Raw genomic sequence first — 24,937 nt, 5'->3', positions numbered from 1 at the left:
CGGGGCGGCGGGTTTCTTTACGCTTCGGTGGAGGCCGAAGGTGCTGCCGGCGGTGTTGCCGACGGGCTTGCCAACGGTGTTGCCAGCTCGACGGCCGGGGTGTCCGTCGACGTGGCCGGCTGCGGGCTTTGCGCGTCAGCTTCCGGAGCAGCCGCGGCTTGCGCTGCCGTATCGGAAGAAGCCGCTGCGACAGAGGCATCGGCCGACGTTTCTGCCGACGCAGCCGCTGCTTTCGCCGCGCCCCTGCCTGCACGATGCGCCTGCAGACGCTGCGCGCCGGCCGCTTCCTGCGCCGTCACCTTGCCGGCTTCACCGCCCGTCAGATCGATCCGCGCGGCGCCTTCGACCAGGCACTTCCAGTAACGGCTGCCACGGCACCACGTCTTGATCGCGTCGCGCAATTCCGCTTCGCTCAGCGACAACTCCTTCGCGTGAACCACGAGGTCCTCGAAGATGCCGACCTTGAGCGGGAGCTTGGGCGCCGGGTTCTTCGGGAACACGTTGGGGAAACGCTTTTGCAGTCTGCCGATCGATTTCACCACCGGGTCCACCGGCCTCGCGTCGGCCGCGGGCCTGGCGTCAGCCGCGGGCTTTGCATCGGCTGCCGGCTTGTGAGCGGGCGCGCCGCGGCGCGGCGACGACGGCTTGCGAGCAGGCTTCGCGCCGGGCTTCGCAACCGGCTTGGCGACCGGCTTGGCGACCGGCTTGACAGCGGGCGCAGCTTCGGCGCGTGCCGCAGCCAGTTGCTTCTTCAGTTCAGCAAGTTGTTCGAAACCCATAGCGCACAATCAATCGAGAAAGAGGGGATTGTAGCAGCGTGTTGCACCCCGGTCCCGACAGCCGGCGAAGCGTTGCACGCCAGTGGCGGCAAACAATCAGCTTTTGACCGCAACTGACGCTACGGGCTCGTGCGCCGCCAGCCCAGAAACCGACACGCACAGGCCAGGCCGCCCTACGTTATTGCGTAGGGAAAGTCCAAGCTGATGCCGCGCGGCGATCCGCGCCACGATCGCGAGACCAAGCCCACTGCCCTCGCCCTGGGCGTCCTCCCCTCGATAGAAGCGATCGAAAACCCGCTCGATTTCGGCCTCCGGTATCCCCGAGCCGCTATCGACCACATCGAACCCCACACGCTCGCCCGCGCGCTTCAGAATCACGTCCACACGGCCACCTGGCGGCGTGTGCCGGATCGCGTTATTGATCAGATTGCCCAGCAACACGCTCATGCCATGCGGTTCCGCCAGCACCGTGTACGTGTCGTAGCCGGCGCGAGCATCTTCACATTCGAGCCCGAGATCGATTTCCGCCGATTCCGCCAGCAGCGACAAATCCCCCACCGCCTGCTCGCCGATCCGGCGCAGGCTCACCGGCACCATCGACGTCACGGGATGCGCGTCTTCGCGCGCGAGCGCCAACAATTGCTGCACCAGATGAATGATCCGGTTGACCCTCTCCTCGACGCGCTCCAGCGTTTGTCCCTCGCCCTTTAACGAACCGTCGCGGGCAGCCGCCTGCAGTTGCAGCTTCAATGCGGCAAGCGGCGAGCGCAATTCATGCGCGGCGTCGGCGATAAACGTGCGCTGCGCCTGCGAAGCGACGTAGAGGCGCTGCAGCAGATCGTTGAGTGAGCCCACCAGCGGTTTGATTTCGACCGGCACGCTGCCGTCCAGACGCAACGGCTCCAGTGAATCGAGCGAGCGGGTGGTGAGCGCGCGCGTCAGCCCGCCGAGCGGCGCGAGCCCTCTTGCCACCACCAGCAGCACCAGCAGGATCGTCACCGGCACCAGCACGGCGAGCGGCCACAGCGTATGCAGCGCCAGTTGCAGCGCAAGGTCCTCGCGCACGGAGATCGGCTGCGCAACCTGGATATAGCGCTCGCGCTGCTGCACGCCGAACGCGCGCCAATGACTCTCGCCGTGCTCGACCGTGCTGAAGCCCTCAGGCAGGCGTGCGAATACCGGCGCCTGCCTCGAGTGATAAATGAGCGTGCCGGAACGGTCCCAGATTTCGATCACGACCCGATCGTCGGCCAGATCGCCCAGGTCGGGGCTGCGATGCTCGCCGTCGCCCGTGCCGGCCAGACTCGACGGCAGCGATAGCGCTATCGTGCGCAATTCGTAGTCGAACAGTTCGCTCGCTTCTTCGCGCGCAGTGTGAAATATGCCGAAGGCGGCCACGCCCGAGGCCGCGGCCAGCCCGAAAATCAGCCAGCCGAGCAGCCAGCGGCGAATCGACGTCATCAGCACCTCTTCAGACGGTAACCCACGCCGCGCACGGTCACCACCTGCTCCGCGCCGATCTTGCGCCGCAAGCTGTGCACGTGCACCTCGATGGTGTTACTGCCCACCTCCTCACCCCAGCCGTAGAGCTTTTCCTCCAGCTCGGCCTTGGTGAACACGCGCGTGGGCTCTTCGATCAACGCCTGCAACAAGCCGAACTCGCGCGGCACGAGCGGCAATACGACGCCGTCTTTGGTGACTTCGTGCGCGGCGGGATCGAGCGTGAGCTCGCCGTGGGCGTAGATGGGCTGCTTCTGGCCGGTGCGCCGCCGCAATAGCGCGCGCACCCGCGCGGCCAGTTCGTCGAGATCGAAGGGTTTGATCAGGTAATCGTCCGCGCCCGCATCGAGGCCGCGAATCCGGTCTTCGACCGCGTCCCGCGCGGTCAGGATGATCACCGGCGCGGCGCCGCCGCTCCTGCGGTAGGCGCTCAGTACTTCGATACCGTCCTTCTTCGGCAAGCCGAGATCGAGCAGTACGAGATCGTATACGCCGTTGCCCAGCGACAGTTCCGCCGCGCGGCCGTCATCGGCCCAGTCGATCGCGTAGCCCGAACGGCGCATCGCGCCCAATACCGTTTCCGCGATCATGTCGTCGTCTTCGACGAGTAGCAGACGCATGGCCTCTCCTCTCTCCAGTTTGCCTGCATTGTCCGGCCCCTTAGCTTAACGCTTCCTTAAGCCCTCCTTAGGGGAAGCTTAGGCGACGCTGAAGGGAGGCTGATGGGACGCTTAAATCTGCGTTAAGCGTGCCTTAAGCTCCCGATCCGCAGAATCGGCACCTGTTCCGGGACATTCGTTCGCGGCTGTCTCACCCTTTGTTCAGGAGCCGGATTTTGCCCGTTTTCAACGCCGCTGCAACAGCCATTTCGGCCGCTGGTTCAGCAACACGACAAGCAGCCTCGGCAGCCGCCTCGTTCACGGCTATTCCCGCAGCACGGTTGCGCGCGCTGGTGCCGCTCTGCGCGATGCTGCTTGGCGGGTGCGCGTGGTATCACCGCGAGCCGCTCGCGCCGCAAGATACGTCGACCTCCGCGCGCGCGCTCGAACGCATCCAGATCGATCCGTCCACCATGCCGTTGCCCGAGTTGGCCGCGCATCGTTTCGACCCCTCCGACGGACTCGATATCGACGAAGTCGCGATGCTTGCGGTGGCGAACAATCCAGACCTGAAACTGACCCGCGACGATCTCGGCATCGCCCGCGCACAGGCCTATTCAGCCGGACTGCTGCCCGACCCGCAACTGAGCGTCTCGAGCGATTACCCGGGCGCGGCCGGCACCACGCGCGCGTTCAATTACGGTCTGAGCATCGACGTGATGGCGATCGTGCTGCGCAGCGCGAACCGGCAATCCGCCGACGCGACGGTCGCCAAAACCGATCTCGGCCTGCTGTGGCAGGAATGGCAGATCGTCGCCCAGGCGCGGCAGTTGTTTATCAAGGCGCGCTTCCAGCAGGACACGCTGCCCTTGCTGCAACAGCAGCGCGATCTCACGCGCACGCGCTACGAACGCATGGCGCAGGCACGCCGCGACGGCAATCTGACCGACGACACACTGAGCGCCGCGCTCACCGCCTACAGCGACGCACGCAAGCAATATACCGATGCCGAACGGGCCGCGGAACAGACTCATCACGATCTGAACGCGCTGCTCGGCCTCGCGCCCGACGTGCAACTGCCACTTGCCGGCAGCGAAGACACGACCGACTTACCCGACGCAACGCTCGATGCCGCGCTTGCGAAACTCGCACAGCGACGCCCGGATCTGATTGCGCTGCAAGCGGGCTATGAGGCGCAGGAGCAGAAATATCGCGCGGCGATTCTCAGCCAGTTCCCGAGCCTCTCCGTGGGTTTCGTGCGAGCGCGAGATACGTCGAACATCTACACCAGCGGCTTCCAGATCAATCTGAGCCTGCCGATCTTCAACCGTAATCAGGGCAATGTCGCGATCGAAAAAGCAACGCGTCAACGCCTGCGCGACGAGTATCAATCGCGCCTGAACCAGGCTTATGCCGATGTCGCTCATTTGCGCGCGGACAGCGTGATTCTCGCGCGGCAGCTGCAACAGACCGAGGCTGCGTTGCCCGACGCCGAGCTCGCCGCGCAGCACGCGGCCGCGGCCTACGCGCAGCACAATCTCGCGCTCGGCGCCTACACCGATGCGCAAAGCGCGGCGCTCACCAAACGTGTCGACGTGGCCACGCTGCGCGAATCGCTCGCCGAACAACGCGTCGGCTTGCAGGTGCTGCTGGGCAGCGCGATCCCCGACGCCTTTTCCTCAGATCAATCCTTTACCGGAACTCATGCGAAATAGCCTACTTTCGGCGTGGCGGCCGCGTATTGCCGCTTGTGCGAGCGCGCTTGCCTGTCTCGCGGTGGCGAGCGCCGCCGTTCATGCAGCTGGTGCGTCCAGCGCAGCCAATACAGCCGATGCGCCGGCCGGCGGCGATGCAGCCGACCAGGCCGTCGTATCCGTGCAAACCGTCCGGGCGCAGCGCGCCGTCATTGCGCAACCGGTTCGTGCATATGGCATCGTCGCGGCGTCCGCGTCGAACCTGACCACGGTGAATCTGCCGTACCTCGCGCGTATCGTGCAGATGCGCGTCCAGGCCGGCCAACGTGTGATGCGCGGCGCGCCGCTTTTTGTCGTGCAAGCCGATCCTGCCGCCGCACTCGCTGCCACGCAGGCGAAAAGCGCCGTGACGCTGGCGCAAGGCGAACTCACACGCACGCAATCGCTGTACGACAACGGACTCGCCACGCAATCGCAACTCGCCACCGCCCGCAAGGCTGCCGACGATGCGCAGCAAGCGCTCGCCGCGCAGAACCAGACGGGCGTCGCATCCGGCAACAAGCTCATCACGGCACCGTTCGACGGCGTGGTTCTGCAGATCTCGGCGGCACAGGGCGATCAGCTGCAAGCCGGCGCAGCAATCCTGCAACTGGCCAGCGGCAACGGCCACGATGCGCGTGCAAACGTGATGCTTGGCGTTGAGCCATCGGACGTCCCCGCTATCCATGCCGGCGACACGGTCACGCTGCACGGCCTGTCCACCTCGCTCGCGAAGGCTGCGGTGGACGGCCGCGTGGTGCTGGTCGGCGCATCGGTCGATCAACAAAGCCAGCTCGTCAACGTCGGCGCAAACGTTCCGCTCGAACAGAGCGCGTTCATTCCCGGCACGCGTGTCAGCGCCGATATCGCGACGCGCAGCGGCACGCATTGGATCGTTCCGCGCGCCGCCGTGCTGAAAGACGGCACGGGCGCGTACGTGTTCCAGATTACGCCGCAAAACAGGGCGCGCCGCGTGGCGGTGGCGATCCAGGTCGAGAACGGCGAGCGCTACGGTGTGGACGGCCCGCTCGACGGCGCGCAAGGTCTCGTCGTCAGCGGCAACTATGAGTTGAAGGACGGCATGGCGGTGCGACCCGACGGAGGCGCGCCGCGATGAATTTTGGTCAATGGATGCAGAAGCACCGGCGCTCACTGCTGTTCGTGATTGCGTTGCTGGCGATCGCGGGCGCCCTGACCGCGTTTCGCCTGCCGATCTCGCTGTTCCCGAACGTCGCGTTTCCGCGCGCCGTCGTCTCGCTCGACGCCGGCGACCGCCCCGCCGAACAGATGGCCACGCTCGTCACGATGCCGGTCGAAGAGGCGCTGCGGCGTGTGCCGAATGTACGCGATGTCGAATCGACCACGAGCCGCGGAGCAGCGGAAATTTCGATCAATTTCGACTGGGGCACCGACATGGCGCAAGCCACGCTGCAGGCTCAGTCGGCAATCAGCGAGATCCTCGCCACGCTTCCCCAGGGCACCGCGATGCAGGTCAGGCGGATGGACCCGACCGTGTTCCCGGTGCTCGCCTATAGCCTGACGTCGAAACAGCAATCGCTGTCGGCGCTGCGCGACCTCGCGCAGTTCCAGATGCGGCCGCTGCTGTCGTCAGTGGAGGGCGTCGCGCGCGTGGAAGTGACCGGTGGCGCGCAGGACGAACTTGAAGTCGCGATCGATCCGGCGCGTCTCGCCGCGTACAAGGTGTCGCTCTCCGACGTGTCGAAAGCGATTGGTGCGAGCAACGTATTGATGGCCACCGGCCGTATTGAGGATCACTACAAGTTGTACCTCGTGATTGCCAACGCCACGATTACGCAACTCGACGAACTGCGCAACGTGGTGGTGTCGGCCAACGGCGCCACGCAAATCCGCCTCGGCGACATCGCGACCGTCAGTCAGGGCGTCGTGCCGCTATGGATGCGTGTCACGGCCGACGGTCAGGACGCCGTGCTGCTCAACGTCTATCAGCAGCCAGGCGCGAACAGCGTGGCGATGGCCAAGGCGATCCGTGCAAAACTCGCTGACTTCCAGCATCAGATGCCGGCGGGCGTGCATCTTTCGAACTGGTACGACCAGAGCGAACTGGTGATCGCCTCGGCCACCAGTGTGCGCGACGCGATCATGATCGGCGTGGTGCTGGCCGCATTCACACTGTTCGCCTTCCTGCGTAACTGGAAGATCACCGCGATCGCGGTCGCGCTGGTGCCGGTCGTGATGGCCGCCACGATCCTGCTGCTCGACGTGTTCGGCATGGGCTTCAACATCATGACGCTCGGCGGGATGGCGGCCGCGGTCGGCCTCGTGATCGACGACGCCATCGTGATGATCGAACACATCGTGCGACGCATGCGCGAAGGCGGGGCACAGAAATTCCATGGCCGCGTGATGGCGGCGGCGCTCGAATTCACGCGGCCGCTTGCCGGATCGTCGGCCGCGACGCTGATCATTTTCGTGCCGCTCGCGTTTCTATCGGGTGTCACGGGCGCGTTCTTCAAGGCCCTCTCGGTGACGATGGCAAGCGCCCTGTTCATTTCGTTTCTCGTCACGTGGCTTGCGGTGCCGATTCTGTGCGACCGTTGGCTCACGCCCAAAGACGCCGAAGAGCACAAGGAAACGCGCTTCGCCTCATGGATGAACCGGCGCTACGGCTTTCTGATCGAGCGCGTGACGGCGCGCCCGCCTCTCGTGCTGCTTGGCCTGTTGCCGCTCATTGTGGTGGCTGCGTTCGCATTCACCCGCGTGGGCAGCGGGTTCATGCCGGGCATGGACGAAGGCGGCTTCGTGCTCGACTATCACACCGAAGCGGGCACCTCCGTGACCGAGACCGACCGGCTGATGAAGCAGATCGAGAGCATCATCCGCGCGAATCCGAACGTCGCCACTTACTCGCGACGCACCGGCGCCGGTCTTGGCGGCGATCTGAACGAGCCCAACAAGGGCGACTTCTTCATACGGCTGAAATCGGGTGGCCGTGAGCCGATCGAAACGGTGATGGAGGAAATCCGTTCGTCAATCGAAACGCAGGTGCCCGGTGTGAGCATCGAGCTTGCACAACTGATGGAGGACCTGATCGGCGACCTGACCGCGGTGCCACAGCCGGTCCAGATCAAGATTTATTCCGACGACCAGACCACGCTCGACACCACTGCCCGCAGGGTCGCCGCACAGATCGGCAAGATTCAGGGCGTGGTGGACGTGAACGACGGTATCAACCCGGCGGGCGACGCACTCGAGCTGCATATCCGGCCGGAGGCGGCAGCGGCTGAGGGCATGGATCCACAATCGATTGCGCAGGCCGTGTCCGACATGGTCGAAGGCAACGTGGCGACGCAATTCCAGCGCGGGCCGAAGACGGTGGGCGTGCGGGTACGTGTGGCCGGCGCACTGAAGCTGACCGATACGCAACTGGGGCAGTTGCAGATTCGCGCACCGGACGGCCATCTGTTCGCGCTGGATCGTGTCGCCGATCAGGTGACGGTGACGGGGCAACCGGAAATCAGCCGCGACAATCTCAAGCGGATGGTGGCGGTGACCGCGCGCATCGACGGCCGCGATCTGGGCTCGACGATTGCGGACGTACAGCGTGTGCTGAGCGATGGGGGCGTATTGCCGGCTGGCGTGTATTACGAACTGGGTGGGTTGTACCAGCAACAGCAGATTGCCTTCAAGGGTTTGCTGACCGTGTTCGGTGCGGCGATTGCGTTGGTGTTTGGGTTGTTGTTGTTTTTGTACGAGCGCTTGCGCGTTGCGCTGGCGGTGATGGCGATGCCCTTGCTGGCCGCGGGTGCCGTATTTATCGGCTTGTGGGTGACGGGTATCGAGTTGAACATCTCCGCGATGATGGGGATGACGATGATTCTCGGCATTGTGACTGAGGTGGCGATTTTTTATGTCTCGGAGTTGCAGGGGTTGATTCGGGACGAAGGTGTTGGGTTTGAGGAGGCGCTTGTCGCAGCGGGGCGGAATCGGTTGCGGCCGATTGCCATGACGACTATTGCGGCGATTCTTGCACTGCTGCCGCTTGCGTTTGCTCTTGGGCAAGGGGCGGCTATGCAGCAGCCTTTGGCGGTTGCCATTATTTCTGGATTGATTGTGCAGTTGCCGTTGGTTTTGTTGCTTTTGCCGGTGTTGTTGAAGTTGTTGATGAAGGAGGGGGGCATTTGAAAATGCTGGGTTTTTTGCCTGCGCGGCGCTTTTTTGTCTGTATGCCTACGGCGTTGGCCTTTTCTTGCTCTGGTTTCTTTGGCCTTTCCTTGCTGTGTTCGTGGTTTATTAGTGTTGCCCCTGTGCGGGGCAACACTAATAAACCATTAACAATTCAAGGAAAGGCCAAAGCCATAAAACCACAACCCAAGCACCGCGCAGGCAAAAAACCACCTCACTTCTTCAAAACATCCCCAAACCCACCAACCCGCCCCCCCAACTTCCGAACCGCCTCGGCGACTCTCGGCGACAACAACGCCTGCAATTCATCCGCATGCCGATAATCCCGCATCCCATGACTCAAAACGCGATCGCCGGCAAGCGCAGGATGACAATAAATCTCCCCCACCCCGTGGGGCAAATCAGCAAGCGCGGTCAACCACGCCGCCTCATCCATCCGTCCACTATCAGCAATCCCAACCACATAATCGTTGTGCACGACCCCAGCCCGATCCAACCTCGCCCGTACCTGCGAAATCCACGGCCGCAACCACAGCGGCGCGCTCACTTCGAATGGCAAACGCATCGCCCGCATCCCGTACTCGCGGCCAATCTCGAGAATCAACCCAAGCACCGTCGGATGCAAATGAAAATGCTTGTGCGTGTTGACATGATCGAGCGTCAACCCCGTCTTCGCAAACGCCTCGAATTGCGCGCGAATCTCCCGCGCCAGCTGCTTGCGAACATGCGGCAGAAAGAAAAACCGCACGCCATCGCGCACCATGTTGTCGCCAAACCGTCCATGCTCGTCAACGAGCGCCGCAATCCCGGCCCGCGGCGTGACGGCGGCGCCGTCGGCCAGCACCAGATGCAGGCCAACCCGCAACCCCGGCAGCGCACGCGCACGTGCTACCGCATCGTCCGCGGCAGGCGCGCCGATCATCAGGCTCGCAGCCGTCAACACACCGTGCCGGTGTGCCTGCTCGACCGCCAGATTCACCCGTTCATGCAAACCGAAATCGTCGGCCGTGACAATCAGCCCGCGTGGCTTAGCCGCCATCCGACGTCTCCATGACATCCATCACACGCAATGCCGCAGGTCGCGTGGTCGCCGTGGCGGCGTCGACCGGCACGCGTTTGCCGCGCCACACCACATGCGAGCCAAACGCGCCCGCGAGCCACTGGAAGGCCAGCAGGACATCTCGCAGCGGCACCAGCAACAGGTCGCGCCAGAACGTGCGCTCGTGACGCGCGGCACGCAAATGCAACAGCATGCGCGCGGCAAAACCGGCCGCCGTGCACGCGCCGCTCATCAGCGCCGCCCACAGATGCAGTCCGTCGAACGGACCGTTCGCGAGGCTATGGGTCAGCCATGCGCCAGCAAGTAGCCACGGGGTCTGGAATGTGATGATCAAGGACGCAAAGCCCAGCGGGTTCACCGAGCGGATCGTGCGCAGCCAGCGCGTCTCACGCTGCCACAGGGCGGAGAAGGTCGGCTCGATCACGTCGGTGGCCACCATCACGCGCGAAAGCACCGTGCGAAGCCCAAGCGTGCGCACGTGTTCAGCGAGCCAGTAATCGTCCGCGAGACAGTCTTTCAACGCGTCGAAACCGCCAATCTGCTCGAGCGTCGCGCGCCGCAACGCCAGCGTTGCGCCAAAACCGAAGCGGCGCGAGCCGACCGCATGCGCGACGCGCACCGACGGGGCGAACCACTCGTTGATGAACAACGCACCCACGCGCGGCCAGAATCCGCCTACGCCTTGCGCCGAGTAAAGACAGGTCACGACCCCCACGCGCGGATCGGCGAGCGGCGCCGCCACACTGTCGAGATAATCGGCTTCGACCGCGATGTCGCTGTCGGCAATCACGATCAACTCATGACGCGCCCGCTCCGCCATGTTGATCAGATTGCTGACCTTGAGATTGCTGCCATGCACACGCGTATCGACCGCAAGCTCGATGTCGTGCCGCGGGTACGCCGCCTGCAAACGCCGCACCACGGCAATGGCGGGATCGTCCGGCGAAGACACGCCCAGCACGAGCTGAAATTTCCCGTGACGCTGGTCGCAAAAGGTTCTGAGATTCTCGTAGAGACGCGGCTCGGCGCCGCACAACGGCTTGAGCACGCTCACGCCGACACCGGCAAAAGGCGCTTGAATCTCAGGGGTCCCGGTGGTGGCACGTGCAGCCGCTACGGCCTTTGCCGTCCGTGCACGGCGCGTCGCGAAAAACGGCATCGCGACCGCTGCCAGCATCGCATAAAGTGATGCCGACATGCAGCCGAATAACAGGACCCATTGATATGTTGTCAATGTGTGCGCTGCCATCGCGTGCGTCCGTCAATGCCCGGCCAGCACGAACGGTCTGCCCGTGAAGCGCAGATGAAGCACGACAAACCAGCGCCGCGGACAATCCGCTTCGATCAACACTGGCCGGCCGCCCTGCGTTGCGTGCTGCCCCTGAAAAGCGAGATTGAAAGCCGCCTGGGCGAGCTGGCGCATCGCGACGACGCCGCTCGCGATCAGCGCGAGCGCGAGGAACTGGAAGCTCGTGGAACTGAAGACCTGTTGGGAACCCGGCGTGACCAGCAGTACCAGCAAGACGAACACCTGGGTACCCATGGCCGTGAGCGAAGCCACCATCAGATGGGCTCGCAACATGTCGATCGTGGCTGGCTTCATGGCGTGATCCCGTGGCCCGAAGAAACGCAGGTCGACGTGGGGTGGCGCCATTCGCCGGAAAAAGCGCTGACGAAAGCGCCCACCGAAGCGCCGGCCGTACTTTCGGTCGATGTTCTTACGATTAAGTTGCAATGTTCTGACAACTCGGCGTAATGCCGCGCGCGCGTGACGGCCACACGACAGTAACAATTCAGGGGCGATAGTAGCGATTCTAGCTGAAGGAAACCTTAAGGAATAACGAGGTATAAAGCGTGTCGTGGACATGATCGTTACACTTCGAATACGCGGCTTGACGCTTACATAAACGAAAAGCGCTTGCCGCGATGCAATAAACATCGAACGGAATCTTTCCCCATGCGTGTACTCCTCGTAGAAGACGACGACCTGATCGGCTGCGGTATTGAAGCGGGGCTACGTCAAGCCGGTTTCACGGTGGATTGGGCACGCGACGGTCACAAAGCCAGTCTCGCGCTCGATACTACCGCCTATGCGCTGGTTTTGCTTGATCTGGGTCTACCCAGGGTATCGGGTATGGACCTGCTGAAGCGCTTGCGCGACGCCGGCAAGGACGTACCGGTGCTGGTGCTGACCGCGCGAGGCACCGTGGTGGATCGTGTCGGCGGCCTCGAAGCCGGCGCCGACGACTACCTCGGCAAACCCTTCGATCTCACCGAATTGATTGCCCGCTGCCGGGCCCTGCTGCGCCGCGCGCAAGGGCGCAGCGTCGAGGTGATCCGCTATCAGGATCTGACGGTCAACCCCGCCGCGCAAACCGTCGAGATCGGCCATACACGCGTGCCCCTCACGTCGCGTGAATGGGCGATCCTGATGCAGTTGCTGACCAACCAGGGCATTCCGCAGTCGCGCTCGCGTCTGGAAGAAAGTCTGTATGGCTGGCAGGAAGAAATCGAGAGCAATGCAATCGAAGTCCACGTGTCCAACCTGCGCAAAAAGCTCGGCGCGAAGCTGATCCGAACCGTGCGCAATATCGGCTACGTGGTGGAGAAAGCGTAATGCCGGCCTCGATACGCCGCCGCCTGATGCTGCTGATCCTCACCAGTATCGTGCTGATCTGGGGCATCGCGCTGATCTCGAGCTATCGTCAGGCCAAGCACGAAGTCAGCGAATGGGAAGAGGCGCGCCTCGCGGAGATCGCGCAAATCCTTGCGCTGCTCGACCAGCGCAATCTGACCACGCTGGCCAACGCGCGCATCGATTTGCGCGAGGAAGAACAAGGCGGCGAAGCCGGCGCGAATGATAGCGACGACGACGATGCGCTGCCGCGCGACGCGCTATTTCAGGTGCGCAGCGCCAACGGCGACGTGCTGGCGGGCAGCCCGCAATTGCACACCCTGCAGGCCTGGGATTTGCCCGTGCCGCCCGTCAGCGGTGCGCAAAACATGACGCTCGGCGCCCAGGCATGGCACACGTTCACCTTGCGCGACACCGCGCTTGGCCACACGGTACGGGTGTTCGAACCGGCCAATACGCGCAGCGACCTGGTAAGCGGCGTCGCGAGCCGGATTGCGCGCCCCACGCTCCTCGCGCTGCCGGTGCTGGCGCTGCTGGTCTGGTTCAGCATCGGCTGGAGTCTCGCACCGCTCAAGGTGCTCTCGGGCGCTATTCGCGCACGCGACATCAACCGCCTGGAGCCGGTGGACATTGGCCGGGCGCCGACCGAGGTACGGCCGCTCGTCGACGCGATCAATCTCGTGCTGTCGCGCCTGCAACACTCCATCGAACGCGAACGGGCGTTTACCGCCGACGCCGCTCATGAACTGAAAACACCGCTGGCCGCCATCAAGGTTCAGGCGCAAGTCGCGCTCGCCGAACCGGACGCCGCGTTGCAGCGCGTGGCGATGGAGCGTGTGGTGCAAGGCGTCGACCGCAGCGCGCGGCTCGCGGAGCAATTGCTGCTGCTCGCGCGTCTGGACGTGCACGAGAAACTCTCCACCGCGCCGCTCAAACCCGCCGCAGTGGCAAAAGACGCGCTGCTCGCCAACGAACGCAATGCGCAACAGAAAGACATTCAGGTCACGCTGACGGGCGATATGCGCGCGGAGATCAACGCGGAACCTGTGCTAATGGGCATCCTGCTCGACAATCTGCTCGATAACGCCATCAAGTACGGAAGCGCCGGCGGCAGCGTCGAAGTGGCCGTGCATTATGAGGTCGGCCGGGTCGAGCTCATCGTTCGCGACGACGGCCCCGGCGTCGCACCCGGCGATCTCACGCGTCTCACCAACCGGTTCTTCCGCGCCACCGGCAATCAGGCTACCGGCAGCGGATTGGGCCTCTCGATCGTCGCGCGAATCGCCGAGCATTTCGGGGCGACCCTGCACCTGGGTTCGGGTATTGGCGAGCGCGGCCTCGCGGTGAGGGTATCGTTTCCCGCTTATGCGCGAGACGACTGAATCGGCTCGCGATTCGACGACTCGGCAAACTGCCACGCAATGAGTCCGGGCACGAAGATCAGCAGATCGCGAATGCGGCGCGCGCCGGCGAGCGCGAGACAGATGGAAGGATCGAGGCCCAGCGCGCCGCCGATCAGAATAAAACCGCCCTCCTGCACCCCCAGGCCGCCCGGCACGAAGAAAGCCGCGCTGCTGATCGCCTGGATCAGCGATTCGATCACCACCGCTTCGACCAGGGTGATGTGAACGCCGAGAAAATACAGTGCGAGCCAGATTTCGAGCGACGTCAGGAAACATTGCAGCGGCTGCCAGAAGAACAGATAGCGCAGCACCACGCCGCGCCGGCGCCAGATCAGCTTGATGGCCTGATCGATCTGCGCCGATTGTCCGACCAGCGTGGCCAGCTTGCCGCTCGTCATACGATTGAGCACGCGCGTCATGCGCTCGAACGGACTGGCATGCTGCACGAGTGCGAACAGCACCAGCAGCGGCGTCAGCACCACCACGCCCCACGCCAGCTGCCCGGCGAGCCGCAGCGTGTCGGAATGTGCATGCGCGAACAGAAACCCGATGCCGACCATCGTGAACAGCAACTGGCTGATCACCGTGAGCTGCATGTCCACAATGATGCTGCCCACCGCCGTGGAGGGCCGCACGCCCCAGCGCCTGAGCATTCTGAACGACACGACTTCGCCGCCGATACGCGCCACCGGCAACATGCTATTCACGGATTCGCGCACCCAGACCAGATGCAGCATATTGGCGATGCCCGGCCGGTTCGCCCCCCGTATCAGCGAGCGCCAGTCGCAGGCATTGGCGATCATCGGCAGCACGTGTGCGAGCGCCGCCACGAGGAGCCCGGCCCCCGCCGCGCGCAGTGCCGAGAACACGGCGCCGGGATTGTCCTGCCAGATGAGCCACAGCGACACCAGCAGGCCCGCCAGCGCGGCAATGCGGCCGAGATGCTTCATCATCGCGCGGCCGCCCCTGGCGCGCGCCTCAGGCACGCCGAACTGTCCTCGCCACCCGCTTCCAGATACCTGTGCATCATTGCTTATCCAACCTGCTGTTCATCCGTCATTCCGTCCTGCACGGCCGACAACAGGCCGTCGCCGTCCACCTTGAAACTGAAGCCGCGCCAGATCACGTGCGAGGACCAGAAGCTCGCCACAAAAATGCAAAACGATACGATATCCCATAACGGCAACAACCACAGGTCACGGCGCGTCTGCCGCAACGCGCGATCGGACAGCAGTTTCAGCGCGAGCCGCGCGCATACGGCGCTCAGCGCGAGCGGCCACGACCACGGCGCGCCGCCCGAGAAGGCGATGGCCAGCACGGCGAAAGCGAGCGGATGAATCAGCGCCGAGCCGAGATGGCCGAGCGGATCGATGCGGCGAATCGTGCGGCTCCAGCGCAGTTCGTGCGCGATCAGTTGTGTCGCGCTCGATTCCACACAGGCATGCGAGATCGTGAACGGCGGAATCACCACCTTCTCGCCAATCATGCGTACCGCTTCGCCGATGGCATGATCTTCGGCCAGATGCTTCACGAACGGTGTGAAACCGCCGATTTTTTCGAGGGTGTCGCGTCGCATCGCGATGCTCTGCCCGAAGCACGGACGCGCGAGGCCGAGCGCGAGTCCGGTCACCACGCTGGGCAGGAACTGATAGTTGGTGGCCTTGGCCGACATGCGCGGCCAGAAGCCGGGATCGGGCGCGCCGCGGTAGAGACAGGTGACGAGACCGACGCCTGGCTTCTGCAATTCACCGATCACATTGCGCAGATAATCCGGCTCGACGCTCACGTCGCTGTCGGCGAATACCAGCACGTCGTGGCGGGCCTGCGGCAGCATATTGAGGATGTTGCTGATCTTGCGGTTCGGACCATACAGGCGCGCGTCCGCGACCACGGTGATGTCCGCTTCCGGATACAGCCGGCGCAGCTCGTCGACGGTTTGCAAGGCGGGGTCGGCCGAATCGTGCACACCGAAGATGAATTGCACGGGACCTGGATAGTCCTGCCGGCAGAAGCTCGACAGATTGGCCAGCAACGCCCACTCGTTGCCGTGTAACGGTTTGACGATCGTGACCGGGGGGAAACTGGTCGGCTCGGACACCGCTCTCGCGAAGAACCGGCCGATCAGCGCGCTAGTCAGCACCGTGTAGGCGATGCCGAAAACCGCACCCGCCGCACACGCATAGGCAAGCGTGACGGCGAGCAGATGCAAGGCGCTCACGCTTGGTGAGCGCGCAGGAAGCGGAAGAATTCGACGCCTTCCCGCAGACGCCGTTTCATCATGTCCCAGCTCGTGAGCATCTCACGCAGAATTTCCCAGATCTTCGACGGCCGGAAATAGAAGCGCTTATAGAAGTTTTCGAGCTGGTGGTAGATCTCGTCGCGCGACAGATGCGGATAGCCGATCGCCGCGAGCTGCACCCCGGATTTGCTGACGAGGTTGATGACCTTGTTCTCTTCCAGCCAACCGTTCTCGACCGCCTGGTTGTAGAGCGTCGTGCCGGGATACGGTGCGGCGAGCGACACCTGGATCGTATGCGGATTGATTTCCTTCGCATACTCGATGGTCTTCTGGATCGTGTCCTGCGTCTCGCCGGGCAGCCCCAGAATGAAGGTGCCGTGAATCTTGATGCCGAGCTTGCGGCAATCCTCGCTGAAACGGCGCGCGATGTCGGTGCGCAGGCCCTTCTTGATGTTCAGCAGGATCTGGTCGTCGCCGGACTCGTAGCCGACCAGCAGCAGGCGCAGGCCGTTTTCCTTCATGATCTTCAGCGTCGCGTAAGGCACGTTCGCCTTGGCGTTGCACGACCACGTCACACCCAGTTTGCCGAGACCGCGGGCGATTTCCTCGACGCGCGGCTTGAAGTCGGTGAAGGTGTCGTCGTCGAACATGATCTCCTTGACTTCAGGCATGTTGTCGCGAATCCACTTCACTTCTTCCAGCACGTTCTCGGTCGAACGCGTGCGGTAACGATGCCCGCCCACCGTTTGCGGCCACAGGCAGAACGTGCATTTCGAACGGCAGCCGCGGCCCGTGTAGATCGACACATACGGGTGCTTCAGATAGCCGATGAAGTAGTTGTCGATCTTCAGATCGCGCTTGTACACAGGCGCCACGAATGGCAGCTCGTCCATGTTCTCGAGGATCGGGCGCGCTTCGTTGTGTTCGATCGAGCCGTCGGCGGCGCGATAGCTCAGACCTTTGATGCCGGCGAACGGCTTGCCTTCGGCGACTTCCTGGCAGGTGAAGTCGAACTCCTCCCGGCAGACGAAATCGATCGCTTCGCTCGCGGTCAGCGAATTGTGCGGATCGACCGCGACCTTCGCGCCGACCATGCCGATCAGCACCGAAGGCTTGCGCTTCTTCAGGTCTTCGGCAAACAGTGCGTCGGTGGGAAAGGACGGCGTGCTGGTGTGAATCACCACCAGGTCATATTGCTGTGCTATGTCGAGCGACGCTTCGACGGACAGGCCGTCGGCAGGGGCGTCGAGTACACGGCTGTCGGGGACGAGCGCAGCGGGCTGCGCGAGCCAGGTCGGATACCAGAACGAGCGCACTTCGCGCTTGGCCTGGTAGCGCGAACCCGCGCCACCGTCGAAGCCGTCGTACGACGGCGCCTGTAAGAACAGGGTTTTCATGAGTGCTCCAGCAAGCCTTTGATCGGCGCTTTCAGTTTTCTGTCGGAAAACTATCGGAACGATTGCCCGCCACAACGTAAGCGGGCACATGGAATCGCGCAAATACTACGGAGCAAAGCTGAAGGAAACCTTAAGAAACATATCCTGGCCCAGGCTGTTCTAAACGGTTAATCCTGGACTTCACCCCAGCTGCGCCTGTGTACTTTATCGCGAAACAATGATTTCGCCACAACCGCGACGTATGGCCGCCCGCACAAGGCCAATAGCCCGTCAGGCAGAAAAGAACCACGCGCCTCCATAGCGCCCGATCTGCTTTGATTGTGAGTTTTTATTCGTTCAGTTCGGCACGCGCATTGACTACATTGACCGGTCAAAACCAAACGACCATCTCAGGATCAGTCAATGAACATCCCGCGGGGCGCGGCGCGCTTTGTCCTTTCTTCGCTTTTTTCGATTCCGTCATACCCGCGACATGCGAAACGCCGGCAAACCGGCCGCCTCGCGCTGCTGACAGCGGCAACGGCCACGCTCGCCCTCGCCTTCCTCACGCCGGGCATCGCGCGCGCCGCGCCGCCTGCCGAACTGAAACTCGATTACGCCTATTACTCGCCGGAAAGCCTCGTCATCAAACGCAACGGCTGGCTCGAGCAGGAACTCGCGCCGCAGCACACCCAGGTCAAATGGGTGCTGAGTCTCGGCAGCAATCGCGCGCTCGAATATCTGAACAGCGGCGCGATCGATATTGGCTCGACAGCGGGTCTGGCCGCCGTGCTCGCCAAAGCCAACGGCAATCCGATCCGCGCGGTATACGTTTTCTCGCGGCCTGAGTGGACCGCGCTTGTCGTGCGCAAGGATTCGCCGATCAAAACCCTCGCGGACCTGAAGGGCAAGAAGATCGCCGCCACCAAGGGCACGGACCCTTTCCTCTTCACCTTGCGCGCCCTGCACACCGCGGGCCTCTCGCGCGACGACGTGGAAATCGTCAATCTTCAGCACCCGGATGGGCGCACCGCGCTCGCCAACGCCCAGGTGGATGCCTGGGCCGGGCTCGACCCGCACATGGCCGCCGCACAGATCGACGACGGCGCGAAGCTGTTGTATCGCAACGTCGACTTCAACACGTGGGGCCTGCTCGACGCTCGCGAGGACTTTATTCGCGACCATCCCGAAACGCTCGCGCAGGTGCTCAAGGTCTACGAAAAGGCGCGCGTGTGGATCGCTGCGCATCCGGACGAAACTGCGAAGATCGTCGCGGAAGAATCTAAGCTGTCGCTGCCGGTCGCCAGACTGCAACTGAGCCGCAACGATTTCAGCCGTCCGCAGCCGGGCGCGCAGCAACTGGCCGCGCTCAAGGCAGCTGCGCCGATTCTCGTGCAGGAGCAATTGGTGAAACCGGGCACGGATCTGAATCAGGTGATCGACGCCTTGATCGACGTGAAGACGGCACAGCCGGTTATCGCCGCAAATAGCGGCCAGTGAGTGGTCGATAAGCGCTCAATGCATGCCCGATGAGTGGCCAGCCAGTGACCAATACGCCAACGCTTGCGAACCATTCGACCGACTCCCATGGCTAACGACGAATCGTTCGCGCTTCATCACCGATCGCAGGCGGCCGACGACCGCGCGCTGCGTCACGCTCAGCCAGCCGCCGACCCGCGGCGCGCCGCCGCGCCACGGCCACGTGATCCGCTCAGGCGCTGGCGCATCGCCGGCCTGATTCTGCCGCTGGTCTTTCTTGCAGCGATCGAAGCGCTGGTGCGTGCTGCGGTGCTGCCGGAGCACCTGGTGCCGGCGCCGAGCACGATCGCTCAGACGCTGTGGCAACTGGGCGGCGAGCGCCTGGGCCGCCACGTGGGAGCAAGCGCGATGCGCGTGCTCGCGGGTTTCGGCATCGGCTCCGCGCTCGCGCTCGTGTTCGGCGCGGCAATGGGCTTGAGCCGCCGCCTCGACGCACTGCTCGACCCCGCGTTTCAGGCACTGCGCGCGATTCCGTCGCTCGCCTGGGTGCCGATCCTGTTGCTCTGGATGGGCATTGACGAAGCACCGAAAATCACGCTCATCGCCATCGGGGCGTTTTTCCCGGTGCAATTGAGTGTCGTGGCCGGCATTCGCGGCGTCGACAGAAAACTGATCGAACTCGGCGAAGTCAACCGTTTGAGCCGGCGGGCGCTGTTCACACGCATCCTGTTGCCCGCCTCCTTGCCGCACATCTTCACCGGACTGCGTACGGGCCTGAGTCTCGCCTGGATGTTCATGGTCGCCGCCGAACTGATCGCCGCTACCCGCGGCCTCGGTTATCTGCTGAGCGATGGCCGCGAAACCGGCCGGCCCGATCTCGTGTTCGGCGCGATCCTGTTGCTCGCCCTGCTCGGCAAGCTCAGCGACAGCATCCTGAAAGCGTTCGAAGCGCATGTGCTGTCATGGCGCGATACCGCGAACGAGCCCTCTGCCGCACGAGGTGTGCGTTGAGTACGGCCAGCTTTTCCGGTCAGCCGCCGCTGCTCCAGGTTCGCGCCGTAAGCAAGCGCTACGAAACGCGTGCGGTACTCGAACGCGTGGCGTTCGATATGGCGCGTGGGGAGATTGTGAGCCTGGTCGGCCCGAGCGGCTGCGGCAAGAGCACGCTGTTACGCGTGCTGGCGGGTCTCGATCGCGATTTCGAGGGTGAAATTATGCTCGACGGGCACGCGCAGCGCGGCCCCTCGCCGCGCCTCGGTGTGATCTTTCAGGAACCTCGCCTGCTGCCATGGCTCAGCGTGGCCGACAACATCGCGTTTTCCGCCGGTCCACGGCAAGGGGCGAGTCTGCCCGTGAAGCAGCGCGTCATCCAATTGCTCGACGAGGTCGCTCTGGCCGGCACCGGCGCGGCGCTGCCCAAGCAGCTTTCGGGCGGCATGGCGCAACGCGTGGCACTCGCGCGTGGCCTGTTCTCCCAGCCCGACCTGTTGCTGCTCGACGAACCGTTCAGCGCCGTCGACGCCATGACGCGCATGCGTCTGCAGGACCTGTTGCTGACGCTCACGCGCGCCCACGGCACGGCGGCGCTGATCGTCACACACGATCTGGATGAGGCGCTCTATCTGTCTGATCGCGTCCTGCTGCTCAACACGTCGGGCCGGCATGGCGCGGGGCGGCTGGTGCGCGACATTGGCGTTGCCGCGCCGCATCCGCGCGACCGGCGCGACAGCGCACTCGCCAGCGTGCGAAACGAATTGCTCGATGGGATTGGCGCGGCGCCAGACACCTCCGCCGCGTGGGCCTAGCCGGACATTCACGTTTTATGCGAGTCGGCGTAAGCCCGAGTGGCGAGCACGACTGCATCGCCCTCGCCCCTTGGAAATTCTGCCGGCCCGCACCCCTGGGCGTGCGGACCGGCTACTGCTGCTACGACCTCACACCGGCTTGATATCGGCCGCCTGCTTGCCCTTCGGTCCCTGCTTGATTTCGAAACTGACCTTCTGGTTTTCCTGCAGCGACTTGAAACCTTCGCTGCGAATTTCCGAGAAATGGGCAAACAGATCCTCGCCACCGTCGTCCGGTGTAATAAAACCAAAGCCCTTCGCATCATTGAACCACTTCACTGTACCGGTTGGCATGTCGATTCCTCGTTTGCACCTTGGTTGATCGGGTTGCATTCACCGTCTATGACCTGCTGCTTTCGACCGTTGCATCGAGTGCCGCTTTCTGCGCACTCGCCGCACCATTCCCTGCTGCTGGCTCCCGCCGGTTCCTGCGACTGCTGCTTGACTTTACGCCTGTTTGCGCGGCACCGCTCAGGCAGGCGTTTGTCCGCTGCGGCAACCAAGGCAGCAAGGCCCATGCCGCGCACTGTCCCAGCACAGCGCGCCGATGCGATCGCGTGCAATCAGATAAGATGTTTGCTATCGGCAGTCCATCCCTGGCCGCGCAGGTTCAGCCCAGTACCCCCGACCGCGCGGCCTGTCGTTTTCCCACTTACAGGAACCCAGCATGGCCACCTCGAGCTATACCGATACCCGTCTTCTGATTAACGGCGAGTGGTGCGACGCCGCCAGCGGCAAAACCCTCGACGTCATCAACCCTGCCACCGGCAAGGCTATCGGCAAGGTGGCGCATGCCGGCATTGCCGATCTCGACCGGGCGCTGGCCGCCGCGCAACGCGGTTTCGAAGTCTGGCGCAAGATTCCGGCCAACGAACGGGCCACCACGATGCGCAAAGCCGCCGCGCTGGTGCGCGAACGCGCCTCCGACATCGCCCGGCTGATGACCCAGGAACAGGGCAAGCCGTTCGCCGAGGCGCGCATCGAAATGCTCTCGGCAGCGGACATCATCGAATGGTTCGCCGACGAAGGCCGCCGCGTCTACGGCCGGGTCGTGCCGTCGCGCAATCTGGCAGCGCAGCAAACGGTGCTCAAGGAGCCGATCGGCCCGGTGGCCGCCTTCACGCCGTGGAATTTCCCGGTCAACCAGGTCGTGCGCAAGCTGAGCGCGGCGCTCGCGTGCGGCTGCTCGTTCCTCGTGAAGGCGCCGGAAGAAACCCCGGCGTCGCCGGCGGCGCTGCTGCAGGCGTTCGTCGAAGCCGGCGTGCCGGCCGGCACGGTCGGCCTCGTGTTCGGCGACCCGGCTGAGATTTCCAGCTACCTGATTGCGCACCCGGTGATCCGCAAGGTCACTTTCACCGGTTCGACCCCGGTCGGCAAGCAACTGGCCGCCCTCGCCGGCGCGCACATGAAGCGCGCGACGATGGAGTTGGGCGGTCATGCGCCCGTCATCGTGGCCGAAGACGCCGACGTGGCGCTGGCCATCAAGGCCGCGGGTGCCGCGAAGTTCCGCAATGCCGGCCAGGTCTGCATCTCGCCGACGCGCTTTCTGGTGCACAACAGCATCCGCGAAGAATTCGCCGCGGCGCTCGTCAAGCATGCTGAAGGCCTCAAGCTCGGCGACGGTCTGGCGGAAGGCACGACCATCGGACCGCTCGCCAATGCACGCCGCCTCACCGCGATGAGCAAGGTGCTCGACGATGCGCGCAAGACCGGCGCGAAGGTCGAAACGGGCGGTGAACGCGTGGGCTCGGAGGGCAACTTCTTCGCGCCGACCGTGCTGACCAACGTGTCGCTCGAATCGGACGTGTTCAACAACGAGCCGTTCGGCCCGATCGCCGCGATCCGCGGTTTCGACACGCTCGAAGAAGCGATCGCCGAGGCCAATCGCCTGCCGTACGGTCTCGCGGGCTACGCGTTCACGAAATCGTTCAGCAACGTGCACCTGCTGTCGCAACAGATGGAAGTCGGCATGTTGTGGATCAACCAGCCCGCCACGCCCTGGCCGGAAATGCCGTTTGGCGGCGTGAAGGATTCGGGCTATGGGTCGGAAGGCGGTCCGGAAGCCATGGAAGGCTATCTGGTCACCAAGTCGGTTTCGGTGATGTCGGCTTAAGACGCTAAAGGCCGTCGCGGCCGTCGAGCCCGTCGAGTCCATCGGGCTCGCGAGGCTTGATGGGCGAGGCTGCCGCCTCGTCCGCCGGTTTGACACAATGCCAGGTCCGCGAGCGCTCGTTCGCGGACTTTTTTTCTTGCAACAAAGATCCGCCTCACCATGAACGACATCCGCCCTCACCTCGTGCAACCCACGCTGACCGGACAAAGCGTCGAACTCCGGCCGCTCGAGCAGGAACACACGCAGGGCCTGCTCGACGCCGCCGCGGACGGGCAGCTATGGAACATGAAGCTGACCGTCGTGCCGGGACCGCAAACCATAGGCGGCTACATTGCAACCGCACTCGACGGGCGCGCGGCCGGCACGGTGATGCCGTTCGTGATCGTGAGGCGCGATACCGGCGCGATTGTCGGCAGCACGCGGTTCTGGAAGGTCGACCGGGTGAACCGGAAGCTGGAAATTGGGCACACGTGGCTGAGTGAGTCGATGCAACGCTCGGTGGTGAATACCGAAGCGAAGTACCTTCTGCTGACGCATGCGTTCGAAGCCATGCAGTGCGTGCGCGTGCAGTTCACCACAGACGAACTCAACGAGAAATCAAGAGCGGCGATTCTGCGGATTGGCGCGAAACAGGAAGGCATTGTCCGGCATGAACGGATCATGCCGGACGGACGCAAGCGCAACTCGGTGCGCTTTAGCATCATCGATGACGAATGGGCGGAAGTGAAAGCGATGCTGGAGAGAAAGCTGGGGCGGTGAGAATCGGCTCACCTCACATTGCTCGCTTCTCGTTTCTGGTTTCTCACTTCGCGCCCCCCGCTCCGTTGCGTTCAGGCGCAAAGCAGCCGCCCCGCCCCCTCAAACGTGCACGTCCCGCTCGCCCAGCGGCTGCGGTGGCGTCGTCGCTGCGGCAAACTCCTCACGCAACGCATCGCGCGCATGATGCCGGCGCACCCATAGCGCGGTGAGAATCGGCACGAGAATCGCCGTCACGAGACAAGCCGTCGCGACCATCGCGGTCGCCGCCGGCACCAGCGGCTTGAAGCGCGGAATCATCTCGCCGATGATCGCCGGATTCGCCACCGCGGCCCCGGCCGTCGACGAAGCCGCCAACCCCGCCGCGCCATTGCCGCCCGCGATCCAGCGGTCCGCGAGGATCAGCGGAATACCCGTCACGACGATCACCCCGAGGCCCAGCACGATGCCCGGCAAGCCGCTTGTGACGATCACATTCAGATCGATGCCGTTGCCGAGCGCGAAACCAAAAAATGGAATCAGCGGATGCACGCAGCGGCCAAAGAACTCGCGCAGGTCGCTGTCGAGATTGCCCAGCGCGAAGCCAATCAGAAATGGCAGCACCGCGCCGACGAACAGCCGCGGCTCGAAGAACGCCACACCGGTCGCGCCGAGAATGATCATGCTGACGAGCGGCCCCGATTCGATCGACATCAGGACGAACGCGCCCGCCTCCTCCTTGCTGCCGTATTGCTGCATCACAGCCGCATAGAGACCGCCGTTGGTCATGTCCATCGACGTGGTGATCGCAAGCACCGACAGGCCGGCAAACAGGCCGGCCTTGACGCCGTCAATCGGTATGAAGTGCGAAGCAACGATCGTTGCAATCCACGCCACCACCATTTTGGTCACGAGCAGCGTGCCCGACTTGCGCAGCACCACGCCGGTCGCTCGCAGGTCGATTGTCGCGCCCATGCAGAAGAACCACACCGCCAGAATCGGCACGGTGCCGCTGATCAAGCCATTCGTAAACGACCCGAGGTATTTCCCCGCGCCCGGTGCAAACGTGTGAACACAGGCGCCGAGCAGCAACGGCACCAGCATCAGGCCGCCTGGAATGCGGTCGATGGCCTTCTTGAGCTTCATGCCTCCTCCATGGACTTTGCGTCCAGTTGTCGGGTGGATCACCCGGGGTAATGTCCCGTTCTTGCGCCGGTCAACTCCCTTTCCGGCGCAATATAGCATCGTGATAGGAACAACGTTCCGATTTTGATAGAC

21 protein-coding genes are annotated in these 24,937 nt (G+C 63.7%); 10 read left to right on the top strand and 11 right to left on the bottom strand.

The window, feature by feature from the left end; translation table 11 throughout:
• Nucleotides 1-17: 17 nt before the first annotated feature.
• From BCY88_RS04215 to BCY88_RS04205, 3 genes are all read right to left on the bottom strand, one after another.
• Nucleotides 18-779, bottom strand: a complete 762-nt coding sequence (locus tag BCY88_RS04215) for a ProQ/FinO family protein (RefSeq protein WP_120343042.1) — start codon at nucleotides 777-779, stop codon at nucleotides 18-20.
• Nucleotides 780-875: 96 nt separating this feature from the next.
• A complete protein-coding gene (locus BCY88_RS04210) occupies nucleotides 876-2,240 on the bottom strand; it encodes an ATP-binding protein (RefSeq protein WP_120343041.1) in 1,365 nt (454 codons plus the stop codon).
• Nucleotides 2,240-2,899, bottom strand: coding sequence for a response regulator (locus tag BCY88_RS04205; RefSeq protein WP_120343040.1), 660 nt, complete (start codon nucleotides 2,897-2,899; stop codon nucleotides 2,240-2,242). Before BCY88_RS04205 ends, BCY88_RS04210 begins: the two co-directional genes overlap by 1 nt.
• A 215-nt stretch (nucleotides 2,900-3,114) precedes the next feature.
• On the opposite strand from BCY88_RS04205, the gene BCY88_RS04200 reads away from it, so the two are divergent.
• The 3 genes from BCY88_RS04200 to BCY88_RS04190 are packed head-to-tail and all read left to right on the top strand — an operon-like array spanning nucleotide 3,115 to nucleotide 8,775.
• Entirely contained in the window at nucleotides 3,115-4,593 is a 1,479-nt protein-coding gene (locus BCY88_RS04200; RefSeq protein ID WP_404935673.1) for a TolC family protein, read from the top strand.
• Nucleotides 4,583-5,728 (top strand): efflux RND transporter periplasmic adaptor subunit, encoded by a 1,146-nt coding sequence (locus BCY88_RS04195; RefSeq protein WP_120343039.1) that lies wholly within the window; start codon nucleotides 4,583-4,585, stop codon nucleotides 5,726-5,728. Before BCY88_RS04200 ends, BCY88_RS04195 begins: the two co-directional genes overlap by 11 nt.
• Complete coding sequence (locus BCY88_RS04190) at nucleotides 5,725-8,775, top strand: efflux RND transporter permease subunit (RefSeq protein ID WP_120343038.1); 3,051 nt, start codon at nucleotides 5,725-5,727, stop codon at nucleotides 8,773-8,775. The genes BCY88_RS04195 and BCY88_RS04190 overlap by 4 nt, the downstream gene beginning before the upstream one ends.
• 214 nt (nucleotides 8,776-8,989) lie before the next feature.
• On the opposite strand, the gene hpnK is transcribed toward BCY88_RS04190, so the two are convergent.
• The 3 genes from hpnK to BCY88_RS04175 are packed head-to-tail and all read right to left on the bottom strand — an operon-like array spanning nucleotide 8,990 to nucleotide 11,438.
• Entirely contained in the window at nucleotides 8,990-9,814 is an 825-nt protein-coding gene (gene hpnK / locus BCY88_RS04185) for a hopanoid biosynthesis-associated protein HpnK (protein ID WP_120343037.1), read from the bottom strand.
• Nucleotides 9,804-11,084 (bottom strand): bacteriohopanetetrol glucosamine biosynthesis glycosyltransferase HpnI, encoded by a 1,281-nt coding sequence (gene hpnI, locus BCY88_RS04180; RefSeq protein ID WP_120343036.1) that lies wholly within the window; start codon nucleotides 11,082-11,084, stop codon nucleotides 9,804-9,806. The genes hpnK and hpnI (BCY88_RS04180) overlap by 11 nt, the downstream gene beginning before the upstream one ends.
• Before the next feature lie 12 nt (nucleotides 11,085-11,096).
• The gene (locus BCY88_RS04175) at nucleotides 11,097-11,438 is read right to left on the bottom strand and encodes a hypothetical protein (RefSeq protein WP_120343035.1); all 342 of its coding nucleotides are present in this window, start codon (nucleotides 11,436-11,438) and stop codon (nucleotides 11,097-11,099) included.
• Between the two features lie 354 nt (nucleotides 11,439-11,792).
• Here BCY88_RS04175 and BCY88_RS04170 point away from each other — a divergent pair, with 354 nt between their 5' ends.
• Entirely contained in the window at nucleotides 11,793-12,452 is a 660-nt protein-coding gene (locus BCY88_RS04170) for a response regulator (protein WP_120343034.1), read from the top strand.
• The gene (locus BCY88_RS04165) at nucleotides 12,452-13,852 is read left to right on the top strand and encodes an ATP-binding protein (protein WP_120343033.1); all 1,401 of its coding nucleotides are present in this window, start codon (nucleotides 12,452-12,454) and stop codon (nucleotides 13,850-13,852) included. The genes BCY88_RS04170 and BCY88_RS04165 overlap by 1 nt, the downstream gene beginning before the upstream one ends.
• Here the strand turns inward: BCY88_RS04165 and BCY88_RS04160 are convergent.
• From BCY88_RS04160 to hpnJ, 3 genes are all read right to left on the bottom strand, one after another.
• Nucleotides 13,834-14,826 (bottom strand): flippase-like domain-containing protein, encoded by a 993-nt coding sequence (locus tag BCY88_RS04160; protein ID WP_120343032.1) that lies wholly within the window; start codon nucleotides 14,824-14,826, stop codon nucleotides 13,834-13,836. The genes BCY88_RS04165 and BCY88_RS04160 overlap by 19 nt on opposite strands.
• An 80-nt stretch (nucleotides 14,827-14,906) precedes the next feature.
• A complete protein-coding gene (hpnI, locus tag BCY88_RS04155; protein WP_120343031.1) occupies nucleotides 14,907-16,091 on the bottom strand; it encodes a bacteriohopanetetrol glucosamine biosynthesis glycosyltransferase HpnI in 1,185 nt (394 codons plus the stop codon).
• Nucleotides 16,088-17,509: a hopanoid biosynthesis associated radical SAM protein HpnJ gene (gene hpnJ, locus BCY88_RS04150; RefSeq protein ID WP_120343030.1), complete on the bottom strand. Its 1,422-nt coding sequence runs from the start codon at nucleotides 17,507-17,509 to the stop codon at nucleotides 16,088-16,090. Before hpnJ ends, hpnI (BCY88_RS04155) begins: the two co-directional genes overlap by 4 nt.
• Before the next feature lie 402 nt (nucleotides 17,510-17,911).
• Here hpnJ and BCY88_RS04145 point away from each other — a divergent pair, with 402 nt between their 5' ends.
• The 3 genes from BCY88_RS04145 to BCY88_RS04135 all read left to right on the top strand — a co-directional run bounded on the left by BCY88_RS04145 (nucleotide 17,912) and on the right by BCY88_RS04135 (nucleotide 20,772).
• Nucleotides 17,912-18,988, top strand: coding sequence for an aliphatic sulfonate ABC transporter substrate-binding protein (locus BCY88_RS04145; RefSeq protein WP_120343029.1), 1,077 nt, complete (start codon nucleotides 17,912-17,914; stop codon nucleotides 18,986-18,988).
• A gap of 87 nt (nucleotides 18,989-19,075) precedes the next feature.
• Entirely contained in the window at nucleotides 19,076-19,978 is a 903-nt protein-coding gene (locus tag BCY88_RS04140; RefSeq protein WP_120343028.1) for an ABC transporter permease, read from the top strand.
• The gene (locus BCY88_RS04135) at nucleotides 19,975-20,772 is read left to right on the top strand and encodes an ABC transporter ATP-binding protein (RefSeq protein ID WP_259461234.1); all 798 of its coding nucleotides are present in this window, start codon (nucleotides 19,975-19,977) and stop codon (nucleotides 20,770-20,772) included. Before BCY88_RS04140 ends, BCY88_RS04135 begins: the two co-directional genes overlap by 4 nt.
• A gap of 129 nt (nucleotides 20,773-20,901) precedes the next feature.
• Here the strand turns inward: BCY88_RS04135 and BCY88_RS04130 are convergent, their stop codons facing one another.
• On the bottom strand, nucleotides 20,902-21,105 hold the full coding sequence (locus tag BCY88_RS04130; RefSeq protein ID WP_007181784.1) for a cold-shock protein: 204 nt from the start codon (nucleotides 21,103-21,105) through the stop codon (nucleotides 20,902-20,904).
• Between the two features lie 373 nt (nucleotides 21,106-21,478).
• Here BCY88_RS04130 and BCY88_RS04125 point away from each other — a divergent pair, with 373 nt between their 5' ends.
• Both BCY88_RS04125 and BCY88_RS04120 read left to right on the top strand, forming a co-directional pair.
• A complete protein-coding gene (locus BCY88_RS04125; RefSeq protein WP_120343026.1) occupies nucleotides 21,479-22,924 on the top strand; it encodes an NAD-dependent succinate-semialdehyde dehydrogenase in 1,446 nt (481 codons plus the stop codon).
• A 159-nt stretch (nucleotides 22,925-23,083) separates the two neighbouring features.
• A complete protein-coding gene (locus BCY88_RS04120) occupies nucleotides 23,084-23,683 on the top strand; it encodes a GNAT family N-acetyltransferase (protein ID WP_120343025.1) in 600 nt (199 codons plus the stop codon).
• A gap of 99 nt (nucleotides 23,684-23,782) precedes the next feature.
• Here the strand turns inward: BCY88_RS04120 and kdgT are convergent, their stop codons facing one another.
• Nucleotides 23,783-24,805: a 2-keto-3-deoxygluconate transporter gene (kdgT, locus tag BCY88_RS04115; RefSeq protein ID WP_120343024.1), complete on the bottom strand. Its 1,023-nt coding sequence runs from the start codon at nucleotides 24,803-24,805 to the stop codon at nucleotides 23,783-23,785.
• Between the last annotated feature and the right edge of the window lie 132 nt (nucleotides 24,806-24,937).

The organism is Paraburkholderia fungorum (assembly GCF_003610895.1).
Lineage (GTDB): Bacteria > Pseudomonadota > Gammaproteobacteria > Burkholderiales > Burkholderiaceae > Paraburkholderia > Paraburkholderia fungorum_B.
Note: the sequence above shows the minus strand (reverse complement) of the source record. Positions and strands in the feature narration are given on the sequence as shown.

Excerpts from the sequence above, each read along its gene's own strand:
- hpnI (WP_120343036.1), bottom strand. The coding sequence starts at position 11,084 with ATGGCAGCGCACACATTGACAACATATCAATGGGTCCTGTTATTCGGC.
- BCY88_RS04160 (WP_120343032.1), bottom strand. The coding sequence starts at position 14,826 with ATGATGAAGCATCTCGGCCGCATTGCCGCGCTGGCGGGCCTGCTGGTG.
- BCY88_RS04190 (WP_120343038.1), top strand. The coding sequence starts at position 5,725 with ATGAATTTTGGTCAATGGATGCAGAAGCACCGGCGCTCACTGCTGTTC.
- kdgT (WP_120343024.1), bottom strand. The coding sequence starts at position 24,805 with ATGAAGCTCAAGAAGGCCATCGACCGCATTCCAGGCGGCCTGATGCTG.
- BCY88_RS04145 (WP_120343029.1), top strand. The coding sequence starts at position 17,912 with ATGAACATCCCGCGGGGCGCGGCGCGCTTTGTCCTTTCTTCGCTTTTT.
- BCY88_RS04175 (WP_120343035.1), bottom strand. The coding sequence starts at position 11,438 with ATGAAGCCAGCCACGATCGACATGTTGCGAGCCCATCTGATGGTGGCT.
- hpnJ (WP_120343030.1), bottom strand. The coding sequence starts at position 17,509 with ATGAAAACCCTGTTCTTACAGGCGCCGTCGTACGACGGCTTCGACGGT.
- BCY88_RS04195 (WP_120343039.1), top strand. The coding sequence starts at position 4,583 with ATGCGAAATAGCCTACTTTCGGCGTGGCGGCCGCGTATTGCCGCTTGT.
- BCY88_RS04215 (WP_120343042.1), bottom strand. The coding sequence starts at position 779 with ATGGGTTTCGAACAACTTGCTGAACTGAAGAAGCAACTGGCTGCGGCA.
- BCY88_RS04140 (WP_120343028.1), top strand. The coding sequence starts at position 19,076 with ATGGCTAACGACGAATCGTTCGCGCTTCATCACCGATCGCAGGCGGCC.
- BCY88_RS04125 (WP_120343026.1), top strand. The coding sequence starts at position 21,479 with ATGGCCACCTCGAGCTATACCGATACCCGTCTTCTGATTAACGGCGAG.
- BCY88_RS04205 (WP_120343040.1), bottom strand. The coding sequence starts at position 2,899 with ATGCGTCTGCTACTCGTCGAAGACGACGACATGATCGCGGAAACGGTA.
- BCY88_RS04170 (WP_120343034.1), top strand. The coding sequence starts at position 11,793 with ATGCGTGTACTCCTCGTAGAAGACGACGACCTGATCGGCTGCGGTATT.
- BCY88_RS04210 (WP_120343041.1), bottom strand. The coding sequence starts at position 2,240 with ATGACGTCGATTCGCCGCTGGCTGCTCGGCTGGCTGATTTTCGGGCTG.
- BCY88_RS04120 (WP_120343025.1), top strand. The coding sequence starts at position 23,084 with ATGAACGACATCCGCCCTCACCTCGTGCAACCCACGCTGACCGGACAA.
- BCY88_RS04130 (WP_007181784.1), bottom strand. The coding sequence starts at position 21,105 with ATGCCAACCGGTACAGTGAAGTGGTTCAATGATGCGAAGGGCTTTGGT.
- hpnK (WP_120343037.1), bottom strand. The coding sequence starts at position 9,814 with ATGGCGGCTAAGCCACGCGGGCTGATTGTCACGGCCGACGATTTCGGT.
- BCY88_RS04165 (WP_120343033.1), top strand. The coding sequence starts at position 12,452 with ATGCCGGCCTCGATACGCCGCCGCCTGATGCTGCTGATCCTCACCAGT.